Origin of the sequence: Sphingomicrobium sediminis, from assembly GCF_023805295.1 — a bacterium.
GTDB classification, from domain to species: Bacteria; Pseudomonadota; Alphaproteobacteria; order Sphingomonadales; family Sphingomonadaceae; genus Sphingomicrobium; species Sphingomicrobium sediminis.
This window is the reverse complement of sequence record NZ_JAMSHT010000001.1, coordinates 371647-394074: the sequence shown is the minus strand read 5'-3', so window position 1 is coordinate 394074 and position 22428 is coordinate 371647. Positions and strand designations below refer to the sequence as shown.

Here is a 22428-nt window from a genome sequence, read left to right as displayed (position 1 = left end):
CGAAAAGTCGAACGCTTAGGCGCTCGGCTTGGTGGTCGGGTGAACACCCGCCTCCTGCGGCTCGATGCCGGCTTCCGCCGCGCCTTCGAGGCTGCCTTCGTCCTTCAGCGTGTCGAGATGCATCAGCTTCTTGACGAACGGTGCGATGACCATGACGCCGGCGCCGATGCCGACCGCGGTCCAGTAGACGTCGAGCACGACCTGCTTGCCGGCCGCTTCATCGAGACCTTCCGCACCGGTCGCCGCAGCGATCAGACCCGCCGCGAAGTTGCCGGTCGCCGAAGCGAAGAACCAGGTGCCCATGACCAGCGAGGCCATGTGCGCCGGGCTCAGCCGGTTCATCGCGCTGAGACCGACCGGCGAGAGGCAAAGCTCACCGGTTGTGTGCAGCAGGTAGATGAGGAAGATGAAGATGACCGGGGTCGGCACTTCGACGCCGACCGAGGACGCGCCCCAGACCAGCACGAGGAAGCCGAGGCCGACCTGGATTACGGCGAGGCCGAACTTCATCGGGGTCGAGGGTTCGGCGCCCTTGCGCGCCAGGCCCTGCCACAGCATCGCGAAGACCGGTGCGAGCAGCACGATGTAGATCGCGTTGATCGACTGGAACATCGAAGCGTTCACGCCCTGCGTGTCGACATGACGGTCGGTGAACAGGTTCAGCGACGAACCGGCCTGCTCGAACAGCGCCCAGAAGACCACCGAGACGATGATCAGGAACATGGCCGCGAAGATGCGATCACGCTCGTGCGGGTGCAGCTTCGTGACCGCAATCGAGATGACATAGGCAACGAGGCCGAGGCCGAAGATGCCGAGCACCCAGCCGACGAGGTCCTGATACTGGATCGCGACCCAGCACAGGGCGACCATGGCGAGGCCGGCACCATAGATGCCGAATTCCTTGCCGCCCTTGAGCTTTTCCGGATCCTTCGGTTCGCCCTTGCCGAGAAGCAGCGGCTTGCCGAGGACAAAGAAGATGGTGCCGATGAGCATGCCGATACCGGCAAGCCCGAAGCCATATTCCCAACCATAGGTCTGACCCAGGAAGCCGCAGATGATCGAGGCCGTCGCAGCGCCTACGTTAATCCCCATGTAGAAGATGGTGTATGCGGGGTCGCGGCGAACGTCGGTGCGCGGATAGAGCTGCCCGACCATCACCGAGATGTTGGCCTTGAGGAAGCCCGAGCCGACGATGATCAATGCCAGCGCGAGCCAGAAGATGTTGATCGTCGGATCGTCCTGGCCGCCCGTGCCCTCGAACGCCATGAAGAAGTGGCCGAAGGTCAGCAGGATCGCGCCGAACAGCACCGCTTTGCGCTGACCGAGATAACGGTCGGCCAGATAGCCGCCGACGACCGGCGCGATGTAGACGAGCGCCGTATAGGCGCCATAGATGATGCTCGCTTCGCTATCGGTGAACAGCCAGTGCTGCACCAGGTAGAAGATGAGCAGGGCGCGCATCCCGTAATAGGAAAAGCGTTCCCACATTTCCGCGAGGAAGAGCAGGAACAGCCCCTTGGGGTGCCCGATGACTTCCGGCTGCGGACGCGTGACAATAAAAAGCCCGCCGAGGAGGAAGACCCCCAGAGCGAGCACTGCGGCCCAGAAGGCCCACATTTCAAAGGCGCTATCAAACACCAGTCCAAGCATTTCCACTTGTCTAATCCCTCCCATGGGCGCGCCCCTCGAATGGCTGCGCCACAAAACTGTAAAACCGCGCGCACCGTAACGATTGCTGGTCTGCTGTGAAGAGGCAGGTTGACGAAATCTGTGGCAGCGAGGACACGAAAGGCCATGCCCTTGAATGATTCTTCATCGCTGAGCGCCCACCTTGCCACGCGCCGCTCCGCCCGACCCCGCGATATCGTCGCCCCGGGACCTTCGGACGCGCAGCTCGATGCGATCCTCGACATGGCGGCCCGCACGCCGGACCATGGCGCGATCGTGCCCTACCGGTTTGTCATTATCGACAATCGCGACGCGCTGGCCGACCTCTTCGTCGCCGCCTGCATTGCCGATGATCCGACCTGCACGCCGGAGAAGCTCGACAAGTTTCGCGACAAGGCACATTGGGCCCCTACCCTCGTCGCACTCATCTCCGCCCCCGATCATGACCATAAGATCCCGGTTTGGGAGCAGGAACTGACCGCCGGCGCGGTCGGCATGAACCTCCTCCATGCCACCCATGCCCACGGCTTTGTCGGCGGCTGGATCACCGGCGCGCAAAGCTATGCCGACCCCGTGGTCGAGGCGCTGTGCGATGAAGGCGAGCGCATTGCAGGGTTCTTCTACCTCGGCACGCCCGCGCACGCTCTCGAGGAGCGCGCGCGCCCCGAGATCGGCGCGATCGTCACCCGCTGGCGGGGATAAAACAGCGCGGCGGTTGCAACCTTAGGCGCGCTGCTGTATTAAAGCAGCATGACGCTAGCCAAGACCCCCGCAAAGCCCGTTTACGTCCGTATCCGCGAAGAGATCGGCAATGCCATTCTCACCGGCCAGTACCAAGACGGCGATGCGCTGCCCTCGGTGCGCGCGCTGGCAAGCGAGATGGGCGCCAACCCGCTCACCGTCGCCAAGGCTTATCAGGGTTTTCAGGATGATGGACTGGTCACGGTCAAGCGCGGTGTCGGCATGTTCGTCGCCAAAGGCGCTCGCAGCCGCCTCGCCGGCGCCGAGCGCGAGCGTTTCATGAAAGAGGAATGGCCCGAAATCCGAGAGCGGATGGACCGCCTCGGTATCGAGCCTTCCGAACTCCTTTCGAAAGCCTAGCCGAGCGCTTCGGCGTCCACCGAATAGAGCAATTCGGCCCCTGCCCCGGCAGATGCACCGAGCCCGAAGGCTTCGGGCACGATCGTCGCGTTGAAGAAGGCGCTCGCCGCCTTGGTGCGCGCGTCCGCATCGACATGCTCGGCCATCTTTTCCAATAGCCAGCCGCCGACCAGCACCGAACACATGGTGAGGAAGGGATAGCTGCCTGCCATCGCATTGTCGGGCTCGGCCGCGCGCAGCATGGCCGCAGTCTGCTCGACCGCATCGGCCAGCGCCTGCAGCCGCTCGTCGACCGCCTCGGCACGGATGGTGGCGATCAGCCCGTCGAACGCCAGCCCGCCATCAAGACCGAGCTTGCGACCAACAAGATCGGCAGCCTGGATTCCGTTCGTGCCTTCGTAGATCGGCGCGATTCGCGCATCGCGAAGATACTGCGCCGCACCGGTCTCCTCGACATAGCCCATGCCGCCATGGACCTGGATGCCGAGGCTCGCCACTTCGCAGCCGACATCGGTCGACCAGGCCTTGGCCATCGGGGTGAGCACATCGGCACGCAGCTTCATCTGCTCATCGCCCGTCGCGCCATGATCGATGCAGCCGAATGTGTAGAAGCACAAAGCACGCGCCGCCATCGTCAGGCTGCGCATACGCATCAGCATGCGGCGGACGTCGGGATGCTCGGCGATCGGGCTGTTGGCGCCGGCCCGCGCGCCCTGCTTTCGTTCAAGCGCATAGTCGACCGCTTTCTGGGTCGCTGCTTCGGCAATGCCGACGCCCTGCAGGCCGACATTGATGCGGGCATTGTTCATCATCACGAACATGGCGCGCATGCCGCCATTTTCGGGACCGATCATCCAGCCCTTGGCGCCGCCCTCGTCGCCATATTGCATGACGCAGGTGGGCGAAGCGTGAATACCGAGCTTCTCCTCGAGCTTGGTGCAGACCACGTCGTTGCGCGTTCCGTCATCGAGCATCTTGGGCACGAGAAAGAGCGAGATGCCGCGCGTGCCCGCCGGTGCGCCGGGCGTCCGCGCAAGGACAAGGTGGATGATGTTTTCAGCCAGGTCATGCTCGCCATAGGTGATGTAGATTTTCTGGCCCTTGATCGACCAGCTGCCATCCTCATTGGGTTCAGCCTTGGTCGTCAGCGCGCCGACATCCGAACCGGCCTGCGGCTCGGTGAGGTTCATCGTCGCGGGCCATTCGCCGCTGACGATCTTCTCCAGATATTTCTGCTTCAATTCGTCTGAACCATAGACTTCGAGCGCCTCGATCGCGCCGAGGCTGAGCATCGGGCAGAGCGCAAAGCCAATATTGGTCGAGTTGAGGTTCTCCATGAGCGCTGCCGACAGCGACAGCGGCATCGCCTGCCCGCCCCATTCTTCGGGCGCGGACAGCGTCATCCAGCCGCCCTCGACAAACTCGCGATAGGCTGCCTTGAAGCCCTCGGGCATGGTGACGACGCCGTCTTTCAATTGCGCGCCGACATGGTCGCCTTTTTCGTGCAACGGCAGGAATTCGCCGACCGCAAACTGGGCCGCGCCTTCCAGCACGGCCTCGACCGTCTCGGCATCGGCATGGGCGAAACGCTCATGCGCAGCGAGCTTGGGGAGGTCGACAATATCGCGCAGCACGCGCGCCTGGTCGGCAACGGGAATCGAAAAAGGCATGGATGTTCTTTTCCTTCACAAATCTGTTTGGGGGCCTCATAGCGCGGCCATGGCGCCCACGTCACTACCGACCGAAATCCTGCGTGCCGACCGCGATGCGATCGACCGTGCAGCGACCCTGCTGGGACAGGGCGCGCCCGTCGCCGTGCCAACCGAAACGGTCTACGGGCTCGCCGCCAATGCGACGGACGCGCTCGCCGTGGCGCGCATCTACAAAGCCAAAGGCCGCCCCGACTTCAATCCGCTCATCACCCATGTCTTCGACCTGGAGGCGGCGGAGAAGCTTGCATATTTCACCGACCGTGCTCGCGAATTGGCCGAGCTCTATTGGCCGGGGCCCCTTACCCTCGTCCTGCCGCGGCGCGAGGATGCAGGCATTGCCGATGTCGTCACCGCAGGCCTGCCGACCATCGCCATTCGCGTGCCCGCCCATCCGGTGATGCGCGCCTTGCTCCATCGCTTCGGCAAGCCGCTCGCCGCGCCCAGCGCCAACGCCAGCGGTCGCATCAGCCCGACCCGCGCCACCCATGTCGCCGCGAGCCTTGCTGGCCGCATCCGCCTCATCCTCGACGGCGGGCCGACTGAAGCTGGCATCGAAAGCACCATCATTGCCGATACGGGCGGCGAACTGCGCCTGCTACGCCGCGGCCCGGTCCACGTTCCGGACGCAGTCGCCGGCGATGACAAGAAAATCGAGGCGCCCGGCCAGCTCAGCAGCCACTATGCGCCGCAAAAACCCTTACGCCTCGACGTCACGGAGCCTGACAAGGACGAAGTCCTGATCGGTTATGGAGAGGTGGAAGGCGATCTTTATCTCGGCGGAACGCCGGTCGAAGCGGCCGCCAACCTGTTCGCGCTCCTGCACGAAGCCGACGACGCCGACGCGCCGAAAATCGCCGTCGCGCCCATTCCGGGCGATGCGCTCGCCGCCGCGATCCGCGACCGGCTCAAGAGGGCTGCTGCACCCCGTTCGAACTAGACAACTGGATTATTAGAATCCCATCGGTTCTTGAGTTTGTCCGCAAAGCTCTTGCGGAACTTGCGCAGCTTGGGGTCGATGATCGCCATGCAATAAGGATTGGAATTGCCGTTCTCGGCATAATAATCCTGATGGTAATCCTCGGCCGGATACCATTCGGTCGCTTCCTCGATGGTGGTCACGACCTTGCCCTCGATCGCCGCATCGGTCTCGGCAATCACCCGCATCGCAATCTGGCGCTGCTCTTCGTCGAGCGGGAAGATGGCGCTGCGATATTGCGTGCCGACATCATTGCCCTGCCGATTGAGCTGGGTCGGGTCATGGGTCGCGAAGAAGATTTCGAGCAGGTCTTCGTAGGAGATGGCTTCGTCTTCGAAGACGAGCTTGATCGCCTCGGCATGGCCGGTGTTGCCGCCGCACACTTCGCGATAGGTGGGGTTGAGGACATGCCCCCCGATATAGCCGCTTTCCACGCTTTCGACGCCGATTACGTCGAGGAAGACGGCTTCGGTGCACCAAAAGCACCCATTGGCAAGGATGGCGGTCTGCTTAGCCATGACGATCTCTTTCCTGTCTCGCTTGTCAGGAGCGAGATAGGCGCGGGCGCGAAACTTTAAAGAGGGGCCAAAAGCCCTATTTGAGGCCGGCCTTGAGGCTGGCGAGTTCGAGACGCTTGGCCATCCATTCGGCCAGTTCCTCGAATTCCAGCGGACGATCGAAGACGATCCCGGCGCGGCGATCCGAATACCAGCGGATCTCGCCCTTGATGGGACGCAGGCTCTCGACCACCACGACGACCTTCTGGCCGAGGCAATATTCTTCGATCGGCTCGACCTTCATCCCGCCGAGCGAGATGTCGTGCACGTCGACCGTGTAATAAAGCTTGCCGACGCGGACATTGGCCTTGCAATCGACCTTGAGACGCGGCGGACGCGGGCGGAAACCGTGGCGCGGCTTGCGACCGGCGAGCATCTCGCCAAGATCGATATTGGCTTCGAACTTGAAGCCGGCCGTGCCTTCGCGGGTCCACACGACCTTGGCGGGGATCTGCTGGGAATTGAGTTCGAGGCTGACTTCATCGCCAACTTCGCGGGGCTCCGTCACCTCGGCCATGAGGCCACCGGCGGAGAGATTGCGCACGCGAATGAGCTGTTCGGCGCCATTCACCGTCATTTTCGCGACTCGCAGCATCGGCATGACGCGCTCGTCGACGCGACGCTCGACCGGACGCGGAACGTCCGTAGACAGCGAAAAAACAGTCGATTCGAAGGCGATCTGGTCCTGGCCGAAAGGCCGGTCCTGACGCCGCCGGAGGAACGAACCGAGCATGACAATCTCCCAAAGAGCCCAAAACTTCCTCGAACCTTTTGAGACGATTAGGTTAAAAAGCCGTTTCCTGCGGCCCATCGCTGCGCTAGGGTGAACGCTCACGATCCGAGTTCGAGGTTGGATCCGAAAAAGAGGTGTTTATGTCAGGCTCCCCCCGCCTGCTCCTGATCGATGACGAACCGGCGCTAGCCGACTATCTTGCCAGCGCCGCCAAACTTGCTGCCTTCGAACCTGAAATTGCGTCGGATCACGAGGATTTTCGGCGCCGTTTCCGCGAGGATCCGCCGGCCATGGTCGCGGTCGATCTCGGCATGCCGGGCGCCGACGGCGTTGAATTGCTGCGCTTTCTTGCCAGCGAAAATGCCGAGCAGCCCGTTCTCATTATCTCGGGCTTCGACAACCGCATCGTCGACACGGCCTATCGCCTCGGCCGCGAGCTTGGCCTCAACATGGTCGGCCCGATGAACAAACCGGCGCGTCTCGAAGCACTTGAACATCTGTTCGGCCAGGTCCGACAGCGCTTGGTTGCATGACGGAAACCGTCGAGCTTGGGCTGCTCGACGGCTTCGAGCGGGCGCTGATCAACGATCGGCTCCACCTCGTCTACCAACCCAAAATCTGTCTCAAGACCGGCAAGCTGGTGCGCGTGGAAGCGCTGGTGCGCTGGGACGATCCCGAATTCGGCCAGGTTCCGCCCTCGCGCTTCGTGCCGCTCGCCGAACGTCACGGGCTGATCGACCCGCTCACGCGCTGGGGCATGGATGCCGCATTCCATCAATGGCACCGCTGGCGCGCCGACGGCATCGATTGCGGCCTCGCCTTCAATATCAGCGCCATCAGCCTGAAAGCATTGGACTTTCCCGATCTCGTCGAGGCCAAGTGCGAGGAGCATCTTGTCCCGCCCGGCATGCTCGTTCTCGAGCTCACCGAAAGCGCGACACAACCGCTCGCCAACCTGCTCGACACGCTGACCCGCTTCCGCATCAAGGGCATCGGCCTGGCCATCGACGATTTCGGCACCGGCTATTCGAGCCTCATGCAACTACGCCAGCTGCCCTTCAGCGAGCTCAAGATAGACCGATTCTTCATCAACGATGCGGTCGAGAATGCCGATAGCCGCGCCATCGTGAAAGCGATGATCGACCTCGCCCACGCACTCGGCATCAGCGCGACGGCAGAGGGCGTCGAGACCAGCGCGCAGCTCCGCCTGATGAGCGAGATGGATTGCGATATCGCACAAGGCTACCGTATTGCCCGGCCACTCGAACCCGATGCGCTGCCCGAATGGCTTGACGCGTGGCAGCGCGACTGGGAGCAAAACTGCACGCCTAGTCGCCAAGCGCTTGGGCGATAGCCTCCTCGTCGAGCCCCAGCGACTCCAGCAACGCGACTTCCGCGTCCCGCTCGACCTTGCGCAGCGGCGGTAGCGGCAGCGCCTCCTCATCGTAGCGCGGGACCGGCGCAGGAACCGGCCCGCCAGCCTGGTCGACGAAGGCGCCGCGCGCCGCATGGTGCGGATGCTGCGCGGCCTTTGACATTTTCAGCACCGGCGCGACGCAGGCATCCTTGCCGTCGAACACGGACAACCAATGCGAGCGTGGCTCGGCACCGATGCGCTCGGCCACGGCTTCGGCCTGGTCCTCCCATAGCTCCGGATCGAGAATATTGATAAAAAGCGGGTCCTCGGAAAGGCCGATGCCGCTCAGGAAAGATTTGACGAATTGCGGTTCGATTGCGCCGACGGATAGATATTTGCCGTCCGAACAGCGATAGGTGCCATAGAGCGCCATCCCGCCATTCAGGAGGCTCGCTTCGCGCTCGTCGGTCCACAGGCCCAGATTTTTCAGGCCATAGAGGAACGAGCCGAGCAGCGCCGCGCCTTCGCTCATGGCCGCATCGACGACCCGTCCTTGATCGGCGCCATTTCGCACCTCCAGCAAGGCCGCAAGCATGCCGAAGGCCAGCATCATTGCCCCGCCGCCATAATCGGCGACCAAATTGGCGGGCGGTAGCGGTCGGCGATCGGCCGAGCCCATGCCGTGCAGTAGGCCGGACAGAGCCAGATAGTTGATGTCGTGGCCAGCCTGCTGGCTCAGCGGCCCATGCTGTCCCCAGCCGGTGATCCGGCCGATCACCAGTTTTGAATTGACGCCATGCAGTTGCGCCGGACCAAGCCCAAGCGCTTCGATGCGACCGGGGCGATAGGGATCGATCAACCCATCTGCGCTCTCCACCAGTTTGAGGAAGGCATGCTTGGCCGGATCGCGCTTGAGGTCGAGCCTGATAGTCGTGCGTCCGCGGTCGATCGGTCCCGGCGGTACATTGAAGCCGCCTGCCCGCTCGACGCGGATCACCTCCGCGCCATGATCGGCGAGCATCATTGCGGCAAACGGCGCCGGGCCGACGCCCGCCAGCTCGATAATCCGCAATCCGTGAAGCGGCCCCTGCATCATTCTATCCTAGATCAAGGATGTTACGGGACCAAATCGATCAGGCAGGGGCGAGGTTCCCACGCCGCTTATTGAGATCGGCTTCGATCTGGCAAACCCGCGTGCGATCGAGCGGATATTTGAGGAAAACCACGCCGCTGAGCAGGAAGGCGGCCGCCGGAACGAAGGTGTACACGACGAGGATCATGTTCTGCACTTCGCCTGGCTGCGCGACATTCGGCACGAAGCCGACCGAGCCGAGCGCAAAGCCCGGAATGGCCCCACCCAAAGCGCCCCCCGCCTTCATCGAAAAGATCGAAGCGGCGATCACCAATGCCGTCACCTGGCGATGATTCTTCCATTCGGAAAATTCGGCGACGTCCGTGTAGATTGCGAAAATCGCCGTGATCGCGATCCCGAACAGGAAACCGGAGGCCACGGCGATCGAGGTGATGACCCAATAGAGCGCCGGCGGCACGAAATAGAAGATCACCAACAAGACGGCATTGAGCAACCCGCTGCCGATCATCAATTCCCGCTTGGTCCAGCGCTTGCGTAGCCAGGCCACGGCAAGGCTCCCCAATGCCACGCCAACGAAAGAGAGCGCCAGATTGACCGAGAAATAGTCGAACGCCCACAAGAGCGGCTGATCGCCATAGTCAGTCAGATACTTAAAGTAGAAGACCGCGGTCGATCCGCGCAGCGAAATGCCGACAATCAGCAACAGGCAACCGATGGCAACGATAGGCCATACACCGTCCTTGATCATCGTGCCGAGATCGCGCTTGAGGTCGATCTTTTGCGGAATGGCCTCGATCCGCTCGCGGGTGGTGGCGAAACAGACAAGGAAGCTCACGACCGCAATCGTCGCGAAAATCCCCATTGTCCAACGCATCCCGACCAGATCATCGCCGTTTCCGAATTCGCGCACCAGGGCAGTCGCCGTGAGCGCCACGAAGAGATTGCCCAGGCTCGCCATCACGAAGCGGTAGACCGTCGCCTTGGTACGCTCTTCCGATCGGGGTGAAATCACACCCAGCAAGGCGGAATAAGGCAGGTTGATTGCCGTATAGAGCATCATCACCAGCATGTAGGTGACGAGCGCATAAACGATCTTGAAGGTCTCGCTGCCATCCGGTCCGGCAAGTGTCAGATACCCCATGATCCCGAATGGCACCGACACGAAAAGGAGGTAGGGTCGATAACGCCCCCATTTCGTCCGCGTCCGATCGGCGATCGCGCCCATGATCGGATCGGTGATCGCGTCGACCACGCGCGTGGCCAGCATGATGGTTGCCGCCGCCGCGGCGGAAATCCCGTAAATGTCGGTATAGTAATAGAGGAGGAAGAGGCCGAAAAAGCCGAGATAGAGGTTCGAGGCAAAATCGCCGATGCCATAACCCGCTTTCTCGCGGCCGCTGAGCGGCCTCATGCGTTCGGACATCTTCTCTCTCCCCCGGGTGGAGAGAATTGGCCGCTTTTTGCAGCGAAAAGTCAATCTCGCAGCGCAGCAAAGGTCGTTAGATGCAACCATTGTTACGCTGGCGCTTTTATTTAGCGTTATGAACGTCCATACTGACATCGTGACTGAGGGAAGTGTTGCTGAACCCACGGGTCCGCGCGAAACGCCGGATCCAACCGTGCCGATCGAGAAGATCGATCCGGCGCCCGAAGTGGCGTCGTTGATCGAGAACAGCCCGATCGCGTCAGTCATTTCCGACCCGCGCCTGCCCGACAATCCCATCGTCGCCGTCAACGAGGCCTTTATCGAGCTTACCGGCTTCACCCGCGAGGAAATCCTCGGCCGCAATTGCCGCTTTCTCGCCGGCCCGGGTACCGAGCCCTGGTTGTCCGAAACGATCAGCGAGGGGGTCCGCGACCACAAGCCCGTCCTTGTCGAGATCCTCAACTACAAGAAGGACGGCACGCCGTTTCGCAATGCGGTCGTCGTGGCGCCCATCTATGATGATGAGGACGAGCTCCAATATTTCCTCGGCAGCCAGGTCGAGTTGAGCGACAGCTCGCCCGGCCCATCGACCGCGCGCCGCATTGAATCAGCCGAAAAGGTGAAGATGCTCTCGCCGCGCCAGAAGCAGGTGATGACGCTCGTCGCCTCGGGCCTGCGCAACAAGCAGATTGCGTGGGAACTTGGTCTCTCCGAAAAGACCGTGAAGATGCATCGCGGCCTCGTGATGGAAAAGCTCGGGCTGCGCACCAGCGCCGAACTCGTCCGCACCGCCGTCGAAGCGGGCATCTGACCCCTACCCCAAGGTCCAGCTAGGTTATTGCGGTCCGATCCTTATCTTTGATTATGGATCCGGTCCCAACATAACGAGTCTCACCGCTTCCCTCTTGGCGTGACTTTCCGGGGTCGGGTCCAACCCTTCCGACAAAAATCGTTTCGCTACCGGAAAAAGGCCAGCTTTCCCTTGTCCGCGCGTCTCTCCATTACCGTCGCACGATGCGGGGCGACAGCCTCGTTAACCCGGGCGGGGGGAAGTCTGGGAGACGAACATGCGAATTATCGACCGCGCCGAATATAAGACCAAGCCTGCTCCGATGACCGGGAGCGCCGACATGATGGTCGCCGATGCTGCCAAACGCATGTCGGAAAAGAATTACGGCTCCATCATCATTGTCGACGACGCGCATCGCGTCACCGGCATGCTCACCGAGCGCGACCTGATGCGCCGCGTGATCGCCGAAGGGCGCGATCCGGGCTCGACCAAAGTGTCTGAGGTAATGACCAGCGAAGTGCGGACGGCCAATGCCGATGACGAATTGGTCGACTGGCTCCGTATCATGTCGAACGAGCGCTTCCGTCGCCTCCCGATCGTCGATGGTGATCAGAAGCTTGTCTCGATCATGACGCAGGGCGACTTCGTGTCCTACACATGGCCCGAGCTGCTGGACCAGGCCAAGGCGTTGGCAAAAGCGACGATCGGCGAGAACATCTCGCTGCCTATGATCCTGTTCGGCATCCTTGCCTATACGGTCGTCATCATCATCGCGGTCAGCTTCGCCACCTGATCAGTCGGTCATGCGGGGCTGCGCCTCGCGCACGACCTGCGCGCCATTATTGTCGGGTTTCGCCGATCCGGCTTTTGGTTTCTTGGCTGCGCGTTTGCGCGGCAAGACCGCGATCCTCTTGACGATACTCATGCTACTTCTCTCCTGCGCGTTTGCATGGCGCGCGAAAGCGCCTTTGCAATAAAGCGAATGGCGAAGTGCAAAAGTTTCGAGAGGGGACGCTGGCTGGGGTGGCAGGATTCGAACCTGCGCATGCCGGTACCAAAAACCGGTGCCTTACCGCTTGGCTACACCCCATCAGCACAGCGTGAGGGCGGCTTATAGCTTCTTCTTCGATCAAGAAAAGGGGTCTTTGGTCGAGGCACAACCCGAGTCGAGGCCGAAATGCGGCCGAGAAACTGTTGAATTCATTGCAATTCTGAGTCTGATGGCGCCATCCGCTCGGTCGCAAATCCAAACCAATCGACCAAAATCGCGTTAAACCACTGATTTAGTGAGATAAGATTCTGAAATTTTCGCTGACATTCATTTCACGAACAAATCAGACCCCGCCTAGGATTTCGGCGCCCTCCCCACCCCATAACAAGGATGCCCGATCAAAAGGGCCCAGGGAAAAAGGGAGAAGAAAAATGATGAAGTGCACCGACGTTTGCAATCTTGGTATCATCGGCCTGCTGGCCGTTCTGGCCCCGGCGAGCATCATCGTCGCCGATCCGGCCCATGCTCAGGAGCCGACCCAGTCGGTCCAGGCCCCGGTGAGCGAATGCAAGATTGGCGGCATTGCCGCGCGGTCCTGCACCGATACCCTCCATGAAGCTGCCAAGGGCAAGCTTATCGTCGAGGATATCAACGCATATTGAGGTCGACATGACTGGGGATTGTGATGGGCGGGTCGCCCCCTCTACGGGGCGGGCCGCCCAAGTCTTTTAGGCAACGATGTCGCGGCGATGATCGCCGATATTGACCACATTCTCGCCGAGGAAGGTGGGCTGGCCGAAGAGGAAGCCCTGCAGCGAGCCGACGCCAAGATCGCGCATGATATCGGCCTGCGCTTCGGTTTCCACGCCTTCCGCCGTCGTCTCGATACCGAGGCCGTCGGCCAGCGCCAGGATCGCATTGACGATCGCGACGCATTGCTGATCGCCACCCGCCGCGCCGCGCACGAAACTCTTGTCGATCTTGATCTTCGAGAAGTGCGCGCGGCCAAGATAGCCGAAGCTCGAATAACCCTTGCCGAAATCGTCGAGCACCATGCGCACGCCAAGTCCGCGCAACCGCTCGATCGAGGACAGGGTCTCGGGATCATCGCCAAGGAAGACGCTCTCGGTGACTTCCAGCTCGAGCCGATTGGGATGCAGTCCGGAAACGGCGAGCGCGTTGACGACCGTCTTGGCAAGACCTGCGCCGGTCAGTTGTGCCGCTGAAATATTGACCGCAACCGGGACTTTCTCGTCCCAGCGCTGCGCTTCCTCGCACGCCTCGCGAATGACCCAGTCGCCAATCTGGTGGATGAGCCCCGCATCCTCGATGATCGGGATGAAGCGATCGGGCGCAATGTCGCCGCGGGTCGGATGATGCCAGCGCAGCAGCGCCTCGCGGCCGACCAGCTCGCCTGTCTCCCCGTCGACGATGGGCTGGTAGGCGAGCTTCATATCCTTGTTCTTGAGCGCATGACGGACGTCATTCTCGAGCAGGCGATGATCTTCGGCGGCTTCGAGCATGGCGCGCTCGTAGAAGGCATAGCTGCCGCGCCCGTTACTCTTGGCGCTGTAGAGAGCCAGATCGGCGAGCCGCATCAGCTGGTCCTCGCGCTCGCTATCGGCACGACCGATGGCGATGCCGATAGTGGCGCCGACATTGATGTTGGCGGCGCCGATGGTGACCGTACGGCTCACCTCGGAAATGATGCGCTCGGCGAGACCCGATAGCGTGTAGCGGTCGGTCTTGCCCTTCCAGATGACGGCAAATTCGTCGCCGCCGAGACGGCCGACATGACCGTCTTCCTCGACCACCGCCTCCAAGCGCTCGGCAATTTCGCAGAGCAGCTTGTCGCCAATGGCGTGGCCGAGCGTATCATTGACCAGCTTGAAGCGGTCGAGGTCGACCAGCAGCAGCCCGCAGCCCTTGCGATCGTCATGATCGCCGAGCAGCACTTCCTCGAGCAGCTCGCGAATGAGCAGTCGGTTCGCGATGCCGGTAAGCGGGTCCGAACGCGCCGCGCCCATAGCGTCGGCATTGGCGGTGCGCGATTCGGTCACATCCGAAGCAACACCTTTCCAGCCCAGGAGCTTGCCATCCTCGTCGAAAAAGGGGTTGCCCGACAGCGACCACCAGCGATCGGTATAGACTTGCGGCACCACGACATCGCGAAACGGTTCTGAGGCGCGGAAATGACCGAACAAGCTGCGCATGCCGCTCGACATGTTCACGAAGCGTCCGTCGGGATCCATGAGCTTGAAGACGAGCAGGCCGGCGATGGAATCCGGCGTCTTACCGACCGCAAAGGCAAGGCTGTCGCTCACTTTGGTGAAGCGAAGCTCGTTATCCAGCTCCCACAACCCGCCCGAACCCGGCGCATCCAATTCGCGAAGGAGATCGACCAACTCGCCCATCTCCGCGAGCTGGATGCGGCTCTTGGTCTGGACGAATAATTCGTGGGCGATGAACAGCGAGGCCGTCGTGAGCGCAATCGAAAAGAACAGGACGAGTGCAGCGATTTCGGGGCTGCCGACATAGCCGGCAATCACTAGCCCGCAAAGGGTGAGGATAGCGGTGTAGACGAGCGCCGCGGGCGGCACATAGACGAGCAGGAAGGCGCCCGTACTCATCACCACGACGCCAAGACCGACAATGACGAGTTGCTGTAGCTGCGGGAGCTCGGGGAACCACCACAACGCCACCGGCAGCCACAAAACCGAGGTCAGCGCCGTGCCGAACGTTGCAGAGCTGAATGTCGCCGGCTTGCGACGCCGATAGTCACGATCACGATGAAGGCGCAGGTGCCGGCGCGCCTGAATACCGGCGCCGACCAGGCACAGCGCGAGCCAGGCCCCGACCTGCCAGTCCGGCACGTAGGGCAGAACGATCAGCCCCATCACCATCGCAATCATGAAGTTGCCGAGGATGACGCGTGGGCCGATCTGGGTGAAATGGTCCACCTGATGCTGGCGCACCGCGTCGACTACTGCGGTGCTGCCCTTCCCCAGGGTCAGCATGTCGCGCAGCGAGAAGACGTTTTGCCGGGCGCGCGGGGTCACCGGCTCGATGACCCTTTTCGACGGCTGTTGCTGATCCTCGGACAAAGCTTCCGCGCCCCACTTAACTTTGCGCATGCACGCTTGTTGTGGCGGGGCATTATCAAAATTTGGTTACCGGCTCAAGCGACTGGATTTCCTAGCTATTTACGAGCCGCCCGTTGACCAGATCGTCATAGTCCTGCCGCAGCTGGCGCGACATGTTGCCCGGCGTGAAATTCCACGGGCCGGCCTCCGACACGAAGGTCACTTCCGCCGCGCTGCCAGTGAGGAACATTTCCTCAAACGTCGCCAGTTCCTCGGGCCAGATGCGCTTCTCGATCACCTCGATATCGCGCTTTTTGGCGAGGTCTATGACGGTGCGGCGGGTAATGCCGTTCAAGAAGATGTCGGCGATCGGCGTGTAGAGCTTGCCCTCGCGCACGAAGAAAGCGTTGGCGCCGGTCGCTTCGGCAACCCGGCCCTCCCAGTCGAGCATCATCGCATCGTCGTATCCGCGTGCTTCGGCATGGTGCTTGGACATGGTGCAGATCATGTAGAGACCCGCCGCCTTGGCATGGACGGGCGCGGTGTGCGGGGCCGGACGGCGATAGGGCGCGATGTCGAGACGAATGCCCTTTTCGGCCTTTTCCGCGTCGAAATATTTGCCCCACTTCCATGCGGCAATCGCCATGTGCGGCTTGGCACCCTGCGCCGCGACTCCCATCTGCTCGGACCCGCGCCAGGCCACCGGACGCACATAGGCATCGGTGAGATCGTTGGCTTTCAGCACCTGCTCGCACGCCGCGTTGATCTCCTCGACGCTCCACGGCAACTCCATGCCGAGGATTTCGGCGGACTTACGCAGTCGCTCCGAATGCTCGGTCAGCTTGAAGATCTTGCCATTATAGGCGCGCTGCCCCTCGAACACGCTCGAGGCATAGTGCATCGCATGTGTCAGAATGTGGACATTGGCGTCGCGCCAAGGCTTCAGCTCTCCATCCATCCAGATGAAGCCGTCGCGATCGTCGTAGGGCTGTACCATATGTGAAAACTCTCCTTGGGCGCCCGACTAGGCGAGGAAGCGCCAAGCGGTCAACTGCAGGCGAAACGAAAGCGGCTCAGTCGCGCGCGGCGGCGGCCATCTCTTCGGTGCGGCGACGTGCCGCTTCGACCGTACGGGCGACGAGATCGTCCATACCGGCATCGCCATCGAGTACCTTTAATCCCGCTTCGGTAGATCCACCGGGGCTGGCAACGCGGGTCGCGAGCGGCCCCATCGCCTCACCCGAAGCGCGTGCCATGACGCCGGTGCCGGCGACGGTTTCCAGCGCCAAGCGCTGCGCGATCTCGGCGGGTAGCCCGAGCGCTTCGGCCTGTCTGGCCATCGCCGCGATGAAGCGCGCGACATAAGCCGGGCCCGAGCCCGCAACCGTGCTGATTGCCGTGAGGTCCGCCTCGTGCTCGCCCCACGGCGCAAAGCCAAGCTTGCCGACAATGGCGGAGATTTCGTCGCGAAGCGCCGGGTCGGCGTCATCCGAATAGAGGCCCGTCACCCCTTCCCCGTCGCTGACCGGCAGGTTGGGCATCAGGCGGACAATGGCGCGCGCTTCGGGGAACAATCGCCGCAGGCTCGCGCATTCGACGCCGGCGAGAATCGACAGGATAACGGTATGCGCACCGATACGCGGCGCGACCTTCGCGGCAACCTCTTCGACTTGATAGGGTTTGTGGCCAAGCCAGACCCATTCGGGCTCGCCATCCGGCAGGTCGGTAGAAACCGCCACTCCCGGAATGTCACGACCCGAGGGTGAAATAGCGGTCAGTGCCGACAAGTCGACGCCAGCCTTCACCCATCCCGCGACCATCGCGCCGCCCATATTGCCGCAGCCGACGAACCAGCCGGAGGGCATGACCAGCCCGCTCAAGCTTCGCCTGCCGTATCGATAAGCGCCGCCTGGATTGCTTCACTCGGGCTCTTGCCGCCCCACAGGACGAACTGGAAAACCGGATAGAAACGCTCGCACTCCTCGAGCGCGGCTTCGGCCACTGCTTCGGCTTCTTCGAGGCTCATCTGCCCCGAGCTGTCGACGAGGACGGCATGGCGGAAGGCAATGATGCCGGGCTGGCTCCAATATTCGAAATGACCGAGCCAGAGCTGCTCGTTGATCATGCCGATCGCTTCGTAGACCTGCGCCTTCTTGTCGACCACGACCTTGATGTCGGGAAAGGCGAGGAATTGCAGGACCTGGTCGTCCGAGCGCCAAACCGCGCGAAGCTCATACTGAGACCAGCTTCCGCTCGCGCTGGCCATGACTTCACCCTCGCTGACGCGTTCGCTGGCCCAGCCGCGGGCGTCGAAATAGGCTTCGAAAATCTCGACCGGCGCATCCTCGACGCGCGGATCCCCCTGATCGCTGGTCACGTCCCCTGGCCCCTACTTCTTCGCGGCGGGCTTCTTCTTGGGCGCCGGTTTCTTGGCGGCTTCCATGGCGTCGAGACGGGCTTTCAGCGCCTCGTTCTCTTCGCGCGCCTTGATCGCCATTGCCTTGACCGCTTCGAACTCGTCGCGGGTCACCATGTCCTCGGTGCCCATCATGTCCTTGAGGCGATCGCGCATCGAGGCCTGCGCCTCGCGACCCATGCCGGCAAACGTCCCCGCCGCACCGTTCAGCACCTTGGCGAGATCGTCGAAAATCTTGTTCTGCGACTGCATTACTTTGTTCCTCCTAACCGAAGAGCGGCTGCCCCGCCCCCGGATTGAGCGACACGATCGCGCTGTTAAGCGTGAACGCGAAGATGAGCCATGCAAGATAGGGCAGCATGAGCAATCCCGCTAGGGGACGGATGCGATAGAAACGTCCCGCCGTCAGCGCTGCCACGACCAGCATGGCGAGCAGGTGCCACTTGGCATAGCCGATCGCCCGCGCCTCGAAGAATGCATAGCTCCAGGTGAAATTGATGGCGAGCTGGATGATCCACAGCGTCACTGCCGTATCGCGCGCCTTGCTGCGCGGCTCGTTGAGTACCGTCGCGAGCGCCAGCGCGATCATCGTGTAGAGCGCCGGCCAGACGATGCCGAACAGATAGCTTGGCGGCTGGAAACTCGGTTTCTCGAGCGCCTCATACCAGCCGTCGGGACCGAAGCCGATCCCCGACAGGCTGCCACCCACTACGGTCAGCGGCACCAGCCACAAAGCGCGTTTCCAGATACCCTTGTCGTTTTTCGCGTCGCTCATTCTTCACCTTTGATTGCGCCGAGCAGGAACTCGACATTGCCTTCAGGGCCCGTGATCGGGCTCGTCTCGACACCCAATACGCGCCAACCCTTTGATCGGACCCATTCCGCCGCCTCATTGCAGACCCGCTGGTGGACTTGAGGGTCGCGTACGACCCCGCCCTTACCCACTTCCTCGCGCCCCGCCTCGAACTGCGGTTTGACCAAGGCGACCAGTTTCGCACCATCCTTGGCAAGGCCGAGCGCGGCGTCGAGCACCTTGTGCAGCGCGATGAAGCTCGCGTCGCAGACCACGATGTCGGGTGCCTCGGTCACGATGTCGGCGTTGAGATGCCGCGCATTGGTCTGTTCGTGGACAATGACGCGCTCGTCATTGCGCAGTTTCCACGCCAGCTGGTTGGTGCCGACATCGACTGCGAACACTTTTGCCGCTCCGCGCGTCAGCAATACGTCCGTGAACCCTCCGGTCGAGCTGCCGACATCCAGACCGGTCATGCCCGTCACATCGAACCCGAAATGGTCGAGGCCGTGATCGAGCTTCATGCCGCCCCTGCTGACCCAGGGATGTTCCTTGCCCCGCACTTCGAGCGGCGCGTCGAGCTTCATCGGCTGACCCGCTTTCTCTACCCGCCTCTCGGCAGAGAAGACATTGCCTGAAAGTATAAGTGCCTGCGCTTTGCTGCGTGTCTCGGCGAGACCGCGTTCGACGAGCAGGAGGTCAGCTCTAATGTTTTTCGCCATCTTCCTCGGTCGCTTCCTCGATGCGGCCCTCGCGCAATTGTTCGCTGGCCTCGGCCTCGGCTTCGGGGTCGGCGCTGGGTGTCACTAGAGTATCGCCCGCATCCTGCTTGAGACAGAGCGTGAAGCCGACGGGGAAATGGTCAGAACCGATTTGGCCAAGCCGCTCCATTTCCACGAGAGCCCAATGCGGCGAGACAAACAGATGGTCGAGGGGCCAGCGCATCATCGGCCAATTCGCGTTAAAGGTTGGCAGCAATTCGCGCCCCACTCGCGGATCGAACGTGCCCGACACCTCACCGAAAAGAAGCGTCGTGGATGACCAACCCACATCATTGAAGTCGCCGAAGACGAGCGATGCCCTCCCTTCGTCACGCGCTTCTCGACCAACGAGCACGAGCTCGGCATCACGCTCGCCGCTATCGTCGCCGGGGCGAGGTGGTTCGGGATGGATTGCAAAGAGAATGACCTCGCTACCATCGCGCATCGTGATGCGTGCATCGATCGAAGGAATGTCGTCCTGTACACGATATTTCACTTCCCCGCTCATCGGCAGACGCGAATAAAGATGCATGCCGTAACTATTCTCCAGCGGCACCGCGATCCGGTAGGGATAAGCTTTGTGCAGCGGCCGCATCGCCTCCTCCCAAGCTTTGTCGCTCTCGGTTAGAAGGATGGTGTCGGCATCCTGCTGGCGAGCCAGCCCGAGCATTTTGCCAAAGTCTTCATTCTCGTTGAGCACGTTGGCACCCAACAACGACAAGCGTTTGTCGGCCGAACAGTTTTCTTCGCTAGCCACTTCTTCGGGAAAGAAGAAAAGGTAGCGCGCTACATGGAAAAATTGCCAGCCAGTCGCGGCCAGCAGCACCGCGATGATGAAGAGCGATCGTCCGCGGCGTGGATCGGGGACCAGCACCGCGTAGAGAAACGCGACCACCAGGCCCGCAAAGCCCAACTGCATGCGGGGAAAGTCGAGAATGCGCACGAACCAGTGATCGGTTTGCCATAGAGGAAGCATGGCAGCCACCGCCAACAACAAGGCCAGCCCGCCAAGCGCGAGGATCAACAGGCGCCGCCAGCCTGCATAATGAGGACGTTGTCGAGAAGCCATTTAAGGCACTTCTACAGCGCCCGGTTGGCGACCGAAACCCTCGATCGCGATCCCGTCAAACCGCGGCGGCGAGACCGCGCAGGCGCTTGCGATTACCGAACCCGGCGCGGACCTGCGGTGTCGGTGCCGGTTCGGCGGGCTTGGGCACGAATTTGGTCGCGCGCTTGCGACGCTGGAGGTGGGCTTCGACCGCCTCGACCACCCGGTCATGACGTCCGGCCAGCCCGCGCATCGACATGGCAAAATCACCGAAATTGTAGAGCCGCGCCGCATCGACCGCGCGCTCCGCCTCGAACCCGGCGGGATAAGCGCGACGATCCTTCAATTCGATGCACAGCACGCGATGCTGGGCGACACCGCATTCCTTGACCGCCTCGATATCCTCCCAGGCGATCAAGCGATCCGAATAACGCGCATAGTAGAGCCCCTCGGGGCGGACGCGCAGCACGACTTCGCGCTCGGCAAGAGATGCCAGCGCCAGCAGCATCAGCGAAGAGAAAACCGGTATGCCGAGAAAGCCCCAGAAGGCGACATGATCGGCAGGCGGCATGAACCATATGCCCGACAGGAAGAAGCAGCCGATTGAGGCTAGCAGGCAGCCGAACGCCGAAAGCAGCATCGGGCGCAGCGAAGTTTTGGATACGATGCGTGCGGGTTCGTCGCTCATCAGCCTGCCTTCCGCTTGCCGAAGCCCGCATAGGTCGTAGCTTGTGCCTGTGGCTGCCGGTCGCGGGCACGTGGATCGAACGCCTTGGGCGCGTCGCGCAGCGCGCGATATTGCGCCCAATGACGAGAAATCGAAGTGACGAGCTGCTCAGCCGTTCCATGCAGGCCACGCATCGAAACGGACACGCCATTGCCGCTCGCGAGCAGACCATAGCTCAGCATCCAGCCCCATGACGGCGACGGGCCGCTATCCTCATGCAAGCGAATGCGCACCGTCTGCGCTTCCTCGGTTTCGATCCCGGCAATATCGCTCCAGGCAATCACCTTGTCGGAATAGCGAGCGAACAGGATCCCCTCGTCCGAGACGCGCAATTGCACCCCGTTTTCCAACAGGCGCGAGGCGTAGAGGAGACCGAGCATCGCCATGATCGGAGCAAGGACGAAGCCCAGCGCCATACCGCGGCGGCCCGAGACGCTGCTATCGAGAACGCCCGAAAAGGCCAGCAATGCGGCAGCGAATGCCAGATAGAATAATGCCAGTCCGGCATTGCGCTTCTGGTCGCGTTTCGCCTGGAAAACAGGCGCGCTCACGTCAGATACCCTTGCGGCCGAACCCGCCGGCGCGGGCGCGCAGGCCCGGTGCCGCCGTCGGGATGGTAGCTTGCGCCTCGAACTGTTCGATCGTGCCGGCCTCGCAGGCGGCGTGGAAGGCGATATGCTCCTCGAGCGCGAGCATCAGCTCGTCGAAATCGGCATCGAGCCCCATCATCGAAATGTGGAAATCGCCCTTGTTCGCCATCTTGTTGAGCGGGCGCAGGATGGCGTGCAGGCCCTCGGGCGGATAGCGCTTGGTATCGAGGTCGATGAGCGCGAGCTTGCTGTTCTGGTAATCCCACTCACGCACCGATTCGATGCTGTTCCAGGGAATCGTCTTCTTCGAATAGCGCTGATAATAGAGCCCCGCTGGCGAGGCACGCAGTTGGACCCCCGCCTCGGCAAAGCGCGTCACCATGATGAGAAAAGTGACGAAGAAAATCGGCATGAGGATATAGCCCCAGAAGGCCTTCCGCGGGCTCGGCGGTTCGCCGAATACGCCGGAAATCCACATCGACAGTATGAAGAAGCCGAGGCTTAAGACGCTCCAAAGCGCCAGTTGGACCGGCGAATTACGCGCCTCGAACGTCGGCGGTTTATGCATGATACTGATCCCCCAAACCTTAGGTTTACGGGATTCGT

Annotated in this window: 26 protein-coding genes and 1 tRNA gene; 8 read left to right on the top strand and 19 right to left on the bottom strand. The window is 61.9% G+C overall.

Features of this window, described 5'->3' with window-relative positions:
- Nucleotides 1-15: 15 nt before the first annotated feature.
- Complete coding sequence (locus tag NDO55_RS01955) at nucleotides 16-1650, bottom strand: peptide MFS transporter (RefSeq protein WP_252115499.1); 1635 nt, start codon at nucleotides 1648-1650, stop codon at nucleotides 16-18.
- Nucleotides 1651-1794: 144 nt separating this feature from the next.
- Here NDO55_RS01955 and NDO55_RS01950 point away from each other — a divergent pair, with 144 nt between their 5' ends.
- Both NDO55_RS01950 and NDO55_RS01945 read left to right on the top strand, forming a co-directional pair.
- Nucleotides 1795-2370, top strand: a complete 576-nt coding sequence (locus NDO55_RS01950; RefSeq protein WP_252111915.1) for a nitroreductase family protein — start codon at nucleotides 1795-1797, stop codon at nucleotides 2368-2370.
- Nucleotides 2371-2418: 48 nt separating this feature from the next.
- Nucleotides 2419-2769 carry a GntR family transcriptional regulator gene (locus tag NDO55_RS01945; protein WP_252111913.1) on the top strand — a complete coding sequence of 117 codons (351 nt, stop codon included), beginning with the start codon at nucleotides 2419-2421 and terminating at the stop codon, nucleotides 2767-2769.
- Here NDO55_RS01945 and NDO55_RS01940 read toward each other — a convergent pair.
- Nucleotides 2766-4439: an acyl-CoA dehydrogenase family protein gene (locus tag NDO55_RS01940; RefSeq protein WP_252111911.1), complete on the bottom strand. Its 1674-nt coding sequence runs from the start codon at nucleotides 4437-4439 to the stop codon at nucleotides 2766-2768. The two genes, NDO55_RS01945 and NDO55_RS01940, sit on opposite strands and share 4 nt — an antisense overlap.
- Nucleotides 4440-4488: 49 nt before the next feature.
- On the opposite strand from NDO55_RS01940, the gene NDO55_RS01935 reads away from it, so the two are divergent.
- A complete protein-coding gene (locus NDO55_RS01935; RefSeq protein ID WP_252111909.1) occupies nucleotides 4489-5418 on the top strand; it encodes an L-threonylcarbamoyladenylate synthase in 930 nt (309 codons plus the stop codon).
- Here NDO55_RS01935 and msrA read toward each other — a convergent pair.
- Nucleotides 5415-5975 carry a peptide-methionine (S)-S-oxide reductase MsrA gene (gene msrA, locus NDO55_RS01930; protein WP_252111907.1) on the bottom strand — a complete coding sequence of 187 codons (561 nt, stop codon included), beginning with the start codon at nucleotides 5973-5975 and terminating at the stop codon, nucleotides 5415-5417. The genes NDO55_RS01935 and msrA overlap by 4 nt on opposite strands.
- Before the next feature lie 76 nt (nucleotides 5976-6051).
- Nucleotides 6052-6747, bottom strand: a complete 696-nt coding sequence (locus NDO55_RS01925; RefSeq protein ID WP_252111905.1) for a PilZ domain-containing protein — start codon at nucleotides 6745-6747, stop codon at nucleotides 6052-6054.
- Between the two features lie 140 nt (nucleotides 6748-6887).
- Between NDO55_RS01925 and NDO55_RS01920 the strand changes: the two genes are divergently transcribed.
- Both NDO55_RS01920 and NDO55_RS01915 read left to right on the top strand, forming a co-directional pair.
- Nucleotides 6888-7280, top strand: a complete 393-nt coding sequence (locus tag NDO55_RS01920; RefSeq protein WP_252111903.1) for a response regulator — start codon at nucleotides 6888-6890, stop codon at nucleotides 7278-7280.
- Complete coding sequence (locus NDO55_RS01915) at nucleotides 7277-8101, top strand: EAL domain-containing protein (protein ID WP_252111901.1); 825 nt, start codon at nucleotides 7277-7279, stop codon at nucleotides 8099-8101. Before NDO55_RS01920 ends, NDO55_RS01915 begins: the two co-directional genes overlap by 4 nt.
- Here the strand turns inward: NDO55_RS01915 and NDO55_RS01910 are convergent.
- Together NDO55_RS01910 and NDO55_RS01905 are read right to left on the bottom strand one after the other, a co-directional pair.
- Nucleotides 8076-9200: a CaiB/BaiF CoA transferase family protein gene (locus tag NDO55_RS01910; RefSeq protein WP_252111899.1), complete on the bottom strand. Its 1125-nt coding sequence runs from the start codon at nucleotides 9198-9200 to the stop codon at nucleotides 8076-8078. The two genes, NDO55_RS01915 and NDO55_RS01910, sit on opposite strands and share 26 nt — an antisense overlap.
- 37 nt (nucleotides 9201-9237) lie before the next feature.
- Nucleotides 9238-10620 carry an MFS transporter gene (locus NDO55_RS01905; protein WP_252111897.1) on the bottom strand — a complete coding sequence of 461 codons (1383 nt, stop codon included), beginning with the start codon at nucleotides 10618-10620 and terminating at the stop codon, nucleotides 9238-9240.
- Nucleotides 10621-10858: 238 nt separating this feature from the next.
- On the opposite strand from NDO55_RS01905, the gene NDO55_RS01900 reads away from it, so the two are divergent.
- Complete coding sequence (locus tag NDO55_RS01900; protein WP_252115498.1) at nucleotides 10859-11434, top strand: PAS domain-containing protein; 576 nt, start codon at nucleotides 10859-10861, stop codon at nucleotides 11432-11434.
- Between the two features lie 256 nt (nucleotides 11435-11690).
- A complete protein-coding gene (locus NDO55_RS01895; RefSeq protein ID WP_252111895.1) occupies nucleotides 11691-12206 on the top strand; it encodes a CBS domain-containing protein in 516 nt (171 codons plus the stop codon).
- Here the strand turns inward: NDO55_RS01895 and NDO55_RS11930 are convergent, their stop codons facing one another.
- Complete coding sequence (locus NDO55_RS11930) at nucleotides 12207-12338, bottom strand: hypothetical protein (protein WP_279639073.1); 132 nt, start codon at nucleotides 12336-12338, stop codon at nucleotides 12207-12209. It abuts the gene before it with no gap.
- 90 nt (nucleotides 12339-12428) lie between these two features.
- Nucleotides 12429-12503 (bottom strand) — tRNA-Gln (locus NDO55_RS01890).
- 332 nt (nucleotides 12504-12835) lie between these two features.
- Here NDO55_RS01890 and NDO55_RS01885 point away from each other — a divergent pair.
- Complete coding sequence (locus NDO55_RS01885) at nucleotides 12836-13066, top strand: hypothetical protein (protein ID WP_252111893.1); 231 nt, start codon at nucleotides 12836-12838, stop codon at nucleotides 13064-13066.
- Between the two features lie 66 nt (nucleotides 13067-13132).
- Here the strand turns inward: NDO55_RS01885 and NDO55_RS01880 are convergent, their stop codons facing one another.
- The 11 genes from NDO55_RS01880 to NDO55_RS01830 all read right to left on the bottom strand — a co-directional run bounded on the left by NDO55_RS01880 (nucleotide 13133) and on the right by NDO55_RS01830 (nucleotide 22390).
- Nucleotides 13133-15538, bottom strand: a complete 2406-nt coding sequence (locus NDO55_RS01880) for a putative bifunctional diguanylate cyclase/phosphodiesterase (RefSeq protein WP_252111891.1) — start codon at nucleotides 15536-15538, stop codon at nucleotides 13133-13135.
- Nucleotides 15539-15599: 61 nt separating this feature from the next.
- Nucleotides 15600-16484: a branched-chain amino acid aminotransferase gene (locus NDO55_RS01875; RefSeq protein WP_252111889.1), complete on the bottom strand. Its 885-nt coding sequence runs from the start codon at nucleotides 16482-16484 to the stop codon at nucleotides 15600-15602.
- A gap of 76 nt (nucleotides 16485-16560) precedes the next feature.
- Entirely contained in the window at nucleotides 16561-17367 is an 807-nt protein-coding gene (locus NDO55_RS01870; protein WP_252111887.1) for a pyrroline-5-carboxylate reductase family protein, read from the bottom strand.
- Entirely contained in the window at nucleotides 17364-17864 is a 501-nt protein-coding gene (locus NDO55_RS01865) for a type III secretion system chaperone family protein (protein ID WP_252111885.1), read from the bottom strand. The genes NDO55_RS01870 and NDO55_RS01865 overlap by 4 nt, the downstream gene beginning before the upstream one ends.
- A gap of 12 nt (nucleotides 17865-17876) precedes the next feature.
- Nucleotides 17877-18155 carry an accessory factor UbiK family protein gene (locus NDO55_RS01860; protein WP_252111883.1) on the bottom strand — a complete coding sequence of 93 codons (279 nt, stop codon included), beginning with the start codon at nucleotides 18153-18155 and terminating at the stop codon, nucleotides 17877-17879.
- A 13-nt stretch (nucleotides 18156-18168) separates the two neighbouring features.
- A complete protein-coding gene (locus NDO55_RS01855; protein ID WP_252111881.1) occupies nucleotides 18169-18678 on the bottom strand; it encodes a TspO/MBR family protein in 510 nt (169 codons plus the stop codon).
- Complete coding sequence (locus NDO55_RS01850; protein ID WP_252111879.1) at nucleotides 18675-19418, bottom strand: TlyA family RNA methyltransferase; 744 nt, start codon at nucleotides 19416-19418, stop codon at nucleotides 18675-18677. Before NDO55_RS01850 ends, NDO55_RS01855 begins: the two co-directional genes overlap by 4 nt.
- Entirely contained in the window at nucleotides 19402-20481 is a 1080-nt protein-coding gene (locus NDO55_RS01845; protein WP_252111877.1) for an endonuclease/exonuclease/phosphatase family protein, read from the bottom strand. The genes NDO55_RS01850 and NDO55_RS01845 overlap by 17 nt, the downstream gene beginning before the upstream one ends.
- Before the next feature lie 100 nt (nucleotides 20482-20581).
- A complete protein-coding gene (locus tag NDO55_RS01840; RefSeq protein WP_252111875.1) occupies nucleotides 20582-21193 on the bottom strand; it encodes an STM3941 family protein in 612 nt (203 codons plus the stop codon).
- Nucleotides 21193-21783 (bottom strand): hypothetical protein, encoded by a 591-nt coding sequence (locus NDO55_RS01835; protein WP_252111873.1) that lies wholly within the window; start codon nucleotides 21781-21783, stop codon nucleotides 21193-21195. The genes NDO55_RS01840 and NDO55_RS01835 overlap by 1 nt, the downstream gene beginning before the upstream one ends.
- A gap of 1 nt (nucleotide 21784) precedes the next feature.
- Nucleotides 21785-22390, bottom strand: coding sequence for an STM3941 family protein (locus NDO55_RS01830; protein ID WP_252111872.1), 606 nt, complete (start codon nucleotides 22388-22390; stop codon nucleotides 21785-21787).
- Nucleotides 22391-22428: the final 38 nt, after the last annotated feature.

Excerpts from the sequence above, each read along its gene's own strand:
- NDO55_RS01955 (WP_252115499.1), bottom strand. The coding sequence starts at position 1,650 with ATGCTTGGACTGGTGTTTGATAGCGCCTTTGAAATGTGGGCCTTCTGG.
- NDO55_RS01950 (WP_252111915.1), top strand. The coding sequence starts at position 1,795 with ATGCCCTTGAATGATTCTTCATCGCTGAGCGCCCACCTTGCCACGCGC.
- NDO55_RS01945 (WP_252111913.1), top strand. The coding sequence starts at position 2,419 with ATGACGCTAGCCAAGACCCCCGCAAAGCCCGTTTACGTCCGTATCCGC.
- NDO55_RS01940 (WP_252111911.1), bottom strand. The coding sequence starts at position 4,439 with ATGCCTTTTTCGATTCCCGTTGCCGACCAGGCGCGCGTGCTGCGCGAT.
- NDO55_RS01935 (WP_252111909.1), top strand. The coding sequence starts at position 4,489 with ATGGCGCCCACGTCACTACCGACCGAAATCCTGCGTGCCGACCGCGAT.
- msrA (WP_252111907.1), bottom strand. The coding sequence starts at position 5,975 with ATGGCTAAGCAGACCGCCATCCTTGCCAATGGGTGCTTTTGGTGCACC.
- NDO55_RS01925 (WP_252111905.1), bottom strand. The coding sequence starts at position 6,747 with ATGCTCGGTTCGTTCCTCCGGCGGCGTCAGGACCGGCCTTTCGGCCAG.
- NDO55_RS01920 (WP_252111903.1), top strand. The coding sequence starts at position 6,888 with ATGTCAGGCTCCCCCCGCCTGCTCCTGATCGATGACGAACCGGCGCTA.
- NDO55_RS01915 (WP_252111901.1), top strand. The coding sequence starts at position 7,277 with ATGACGGAAACCGTCGAGCTTGGGCTGCTCGACGGCTTCGAGCGGGCG.
- NDO55_RS01910 (WP_252111899.1), bottom strand. The coding sequence starts at position 9,200 with ATGATGCAGGGGCCGCTTCACGGATTGCGGATTATCGAGCTGGCGGGC.
- NDO55_RS01905 (WP_252111897.1), bottom strand. The coding sequence starts at position 10,620 with ATGTCCGAACGCATGAGGCCGCTCAGCGGCCGCGAGAAAGCGGGTTAT.
- NDO55_RS01895 (WP_252111895.1), top strand. The coding sequence starts at position 11,691 with ATGCGAATTATCGACCGCGCCGAATATAAGACCAAGCCTGCTCCGATG.
- NDO55_RS11930 (WP_279639073.1), bottom strand. The coding sequence starts at position 12,338 with ATGAGTATCGTCAAGAGGATCGCGGTCTTGCCGCGCAAACGCGCAGCC.
- NDO55_RS01885 (WP_252111893.1), top strand. The coding sequence starts at position 12,836 with ATGATGAAGTGCACCGACGTTTGCAATCTTGGTATCATCGGCCTGCTG.
- NDO55_RS01880 (WP_252111891.1), bottom strand. The coding sequence starts at position 15,538 with ATGCGCAAAGTTAAGTGGGGCGCGGAAGCTTTGTCCGAGGATCAGCAA.
- NDO55_RS01875 (WP_252111889.1), bottom strand. The coding sequence starts at position 16,484 with ATGGTACAGCCCTACGACGATCGCGACGGCTTCATCTGGATGGATGGA.
- NDO55_RS01860 (WP_252111883.1), bottom strand. The coding sequence starts at position 18,155 with ATGCAGTCGCAGAACAAGATTTTCGACGATCTCGCCAAGGTGCTGAAC.
- NDO55_RS01855 (WP_252111881.1), bottom strand. The coding sequence starts at position 18,678 with ATGAGCGACGCGAAAAACGACAAGGGTATCTGGAAACGCGCTTTGTGG.
- NDO55_RS01850 (WP_252111879.1), bottom strand. The coding sequence starts at position 19,418 with ATGGCGAAAAACATTAGAGCTGACCTCCTGCTCGTCGAACGCGGTCTC.
- NDO55_RS01840 (WP_252111875.1), bottom strand. The coding sequence starts at position 21,193 with ATGAGCGACGAACCCGCACGCATCGTATCCAAAACTTCGCTGCGCCCG.
- NDO55_RS01830 (WP_252111872.1), bottom strand. The coding sequence starts at position 22,390 with ATGCATAAACCGCCGACGTTCGAGGCGCGTAATTCGCCGGTCCAACTG.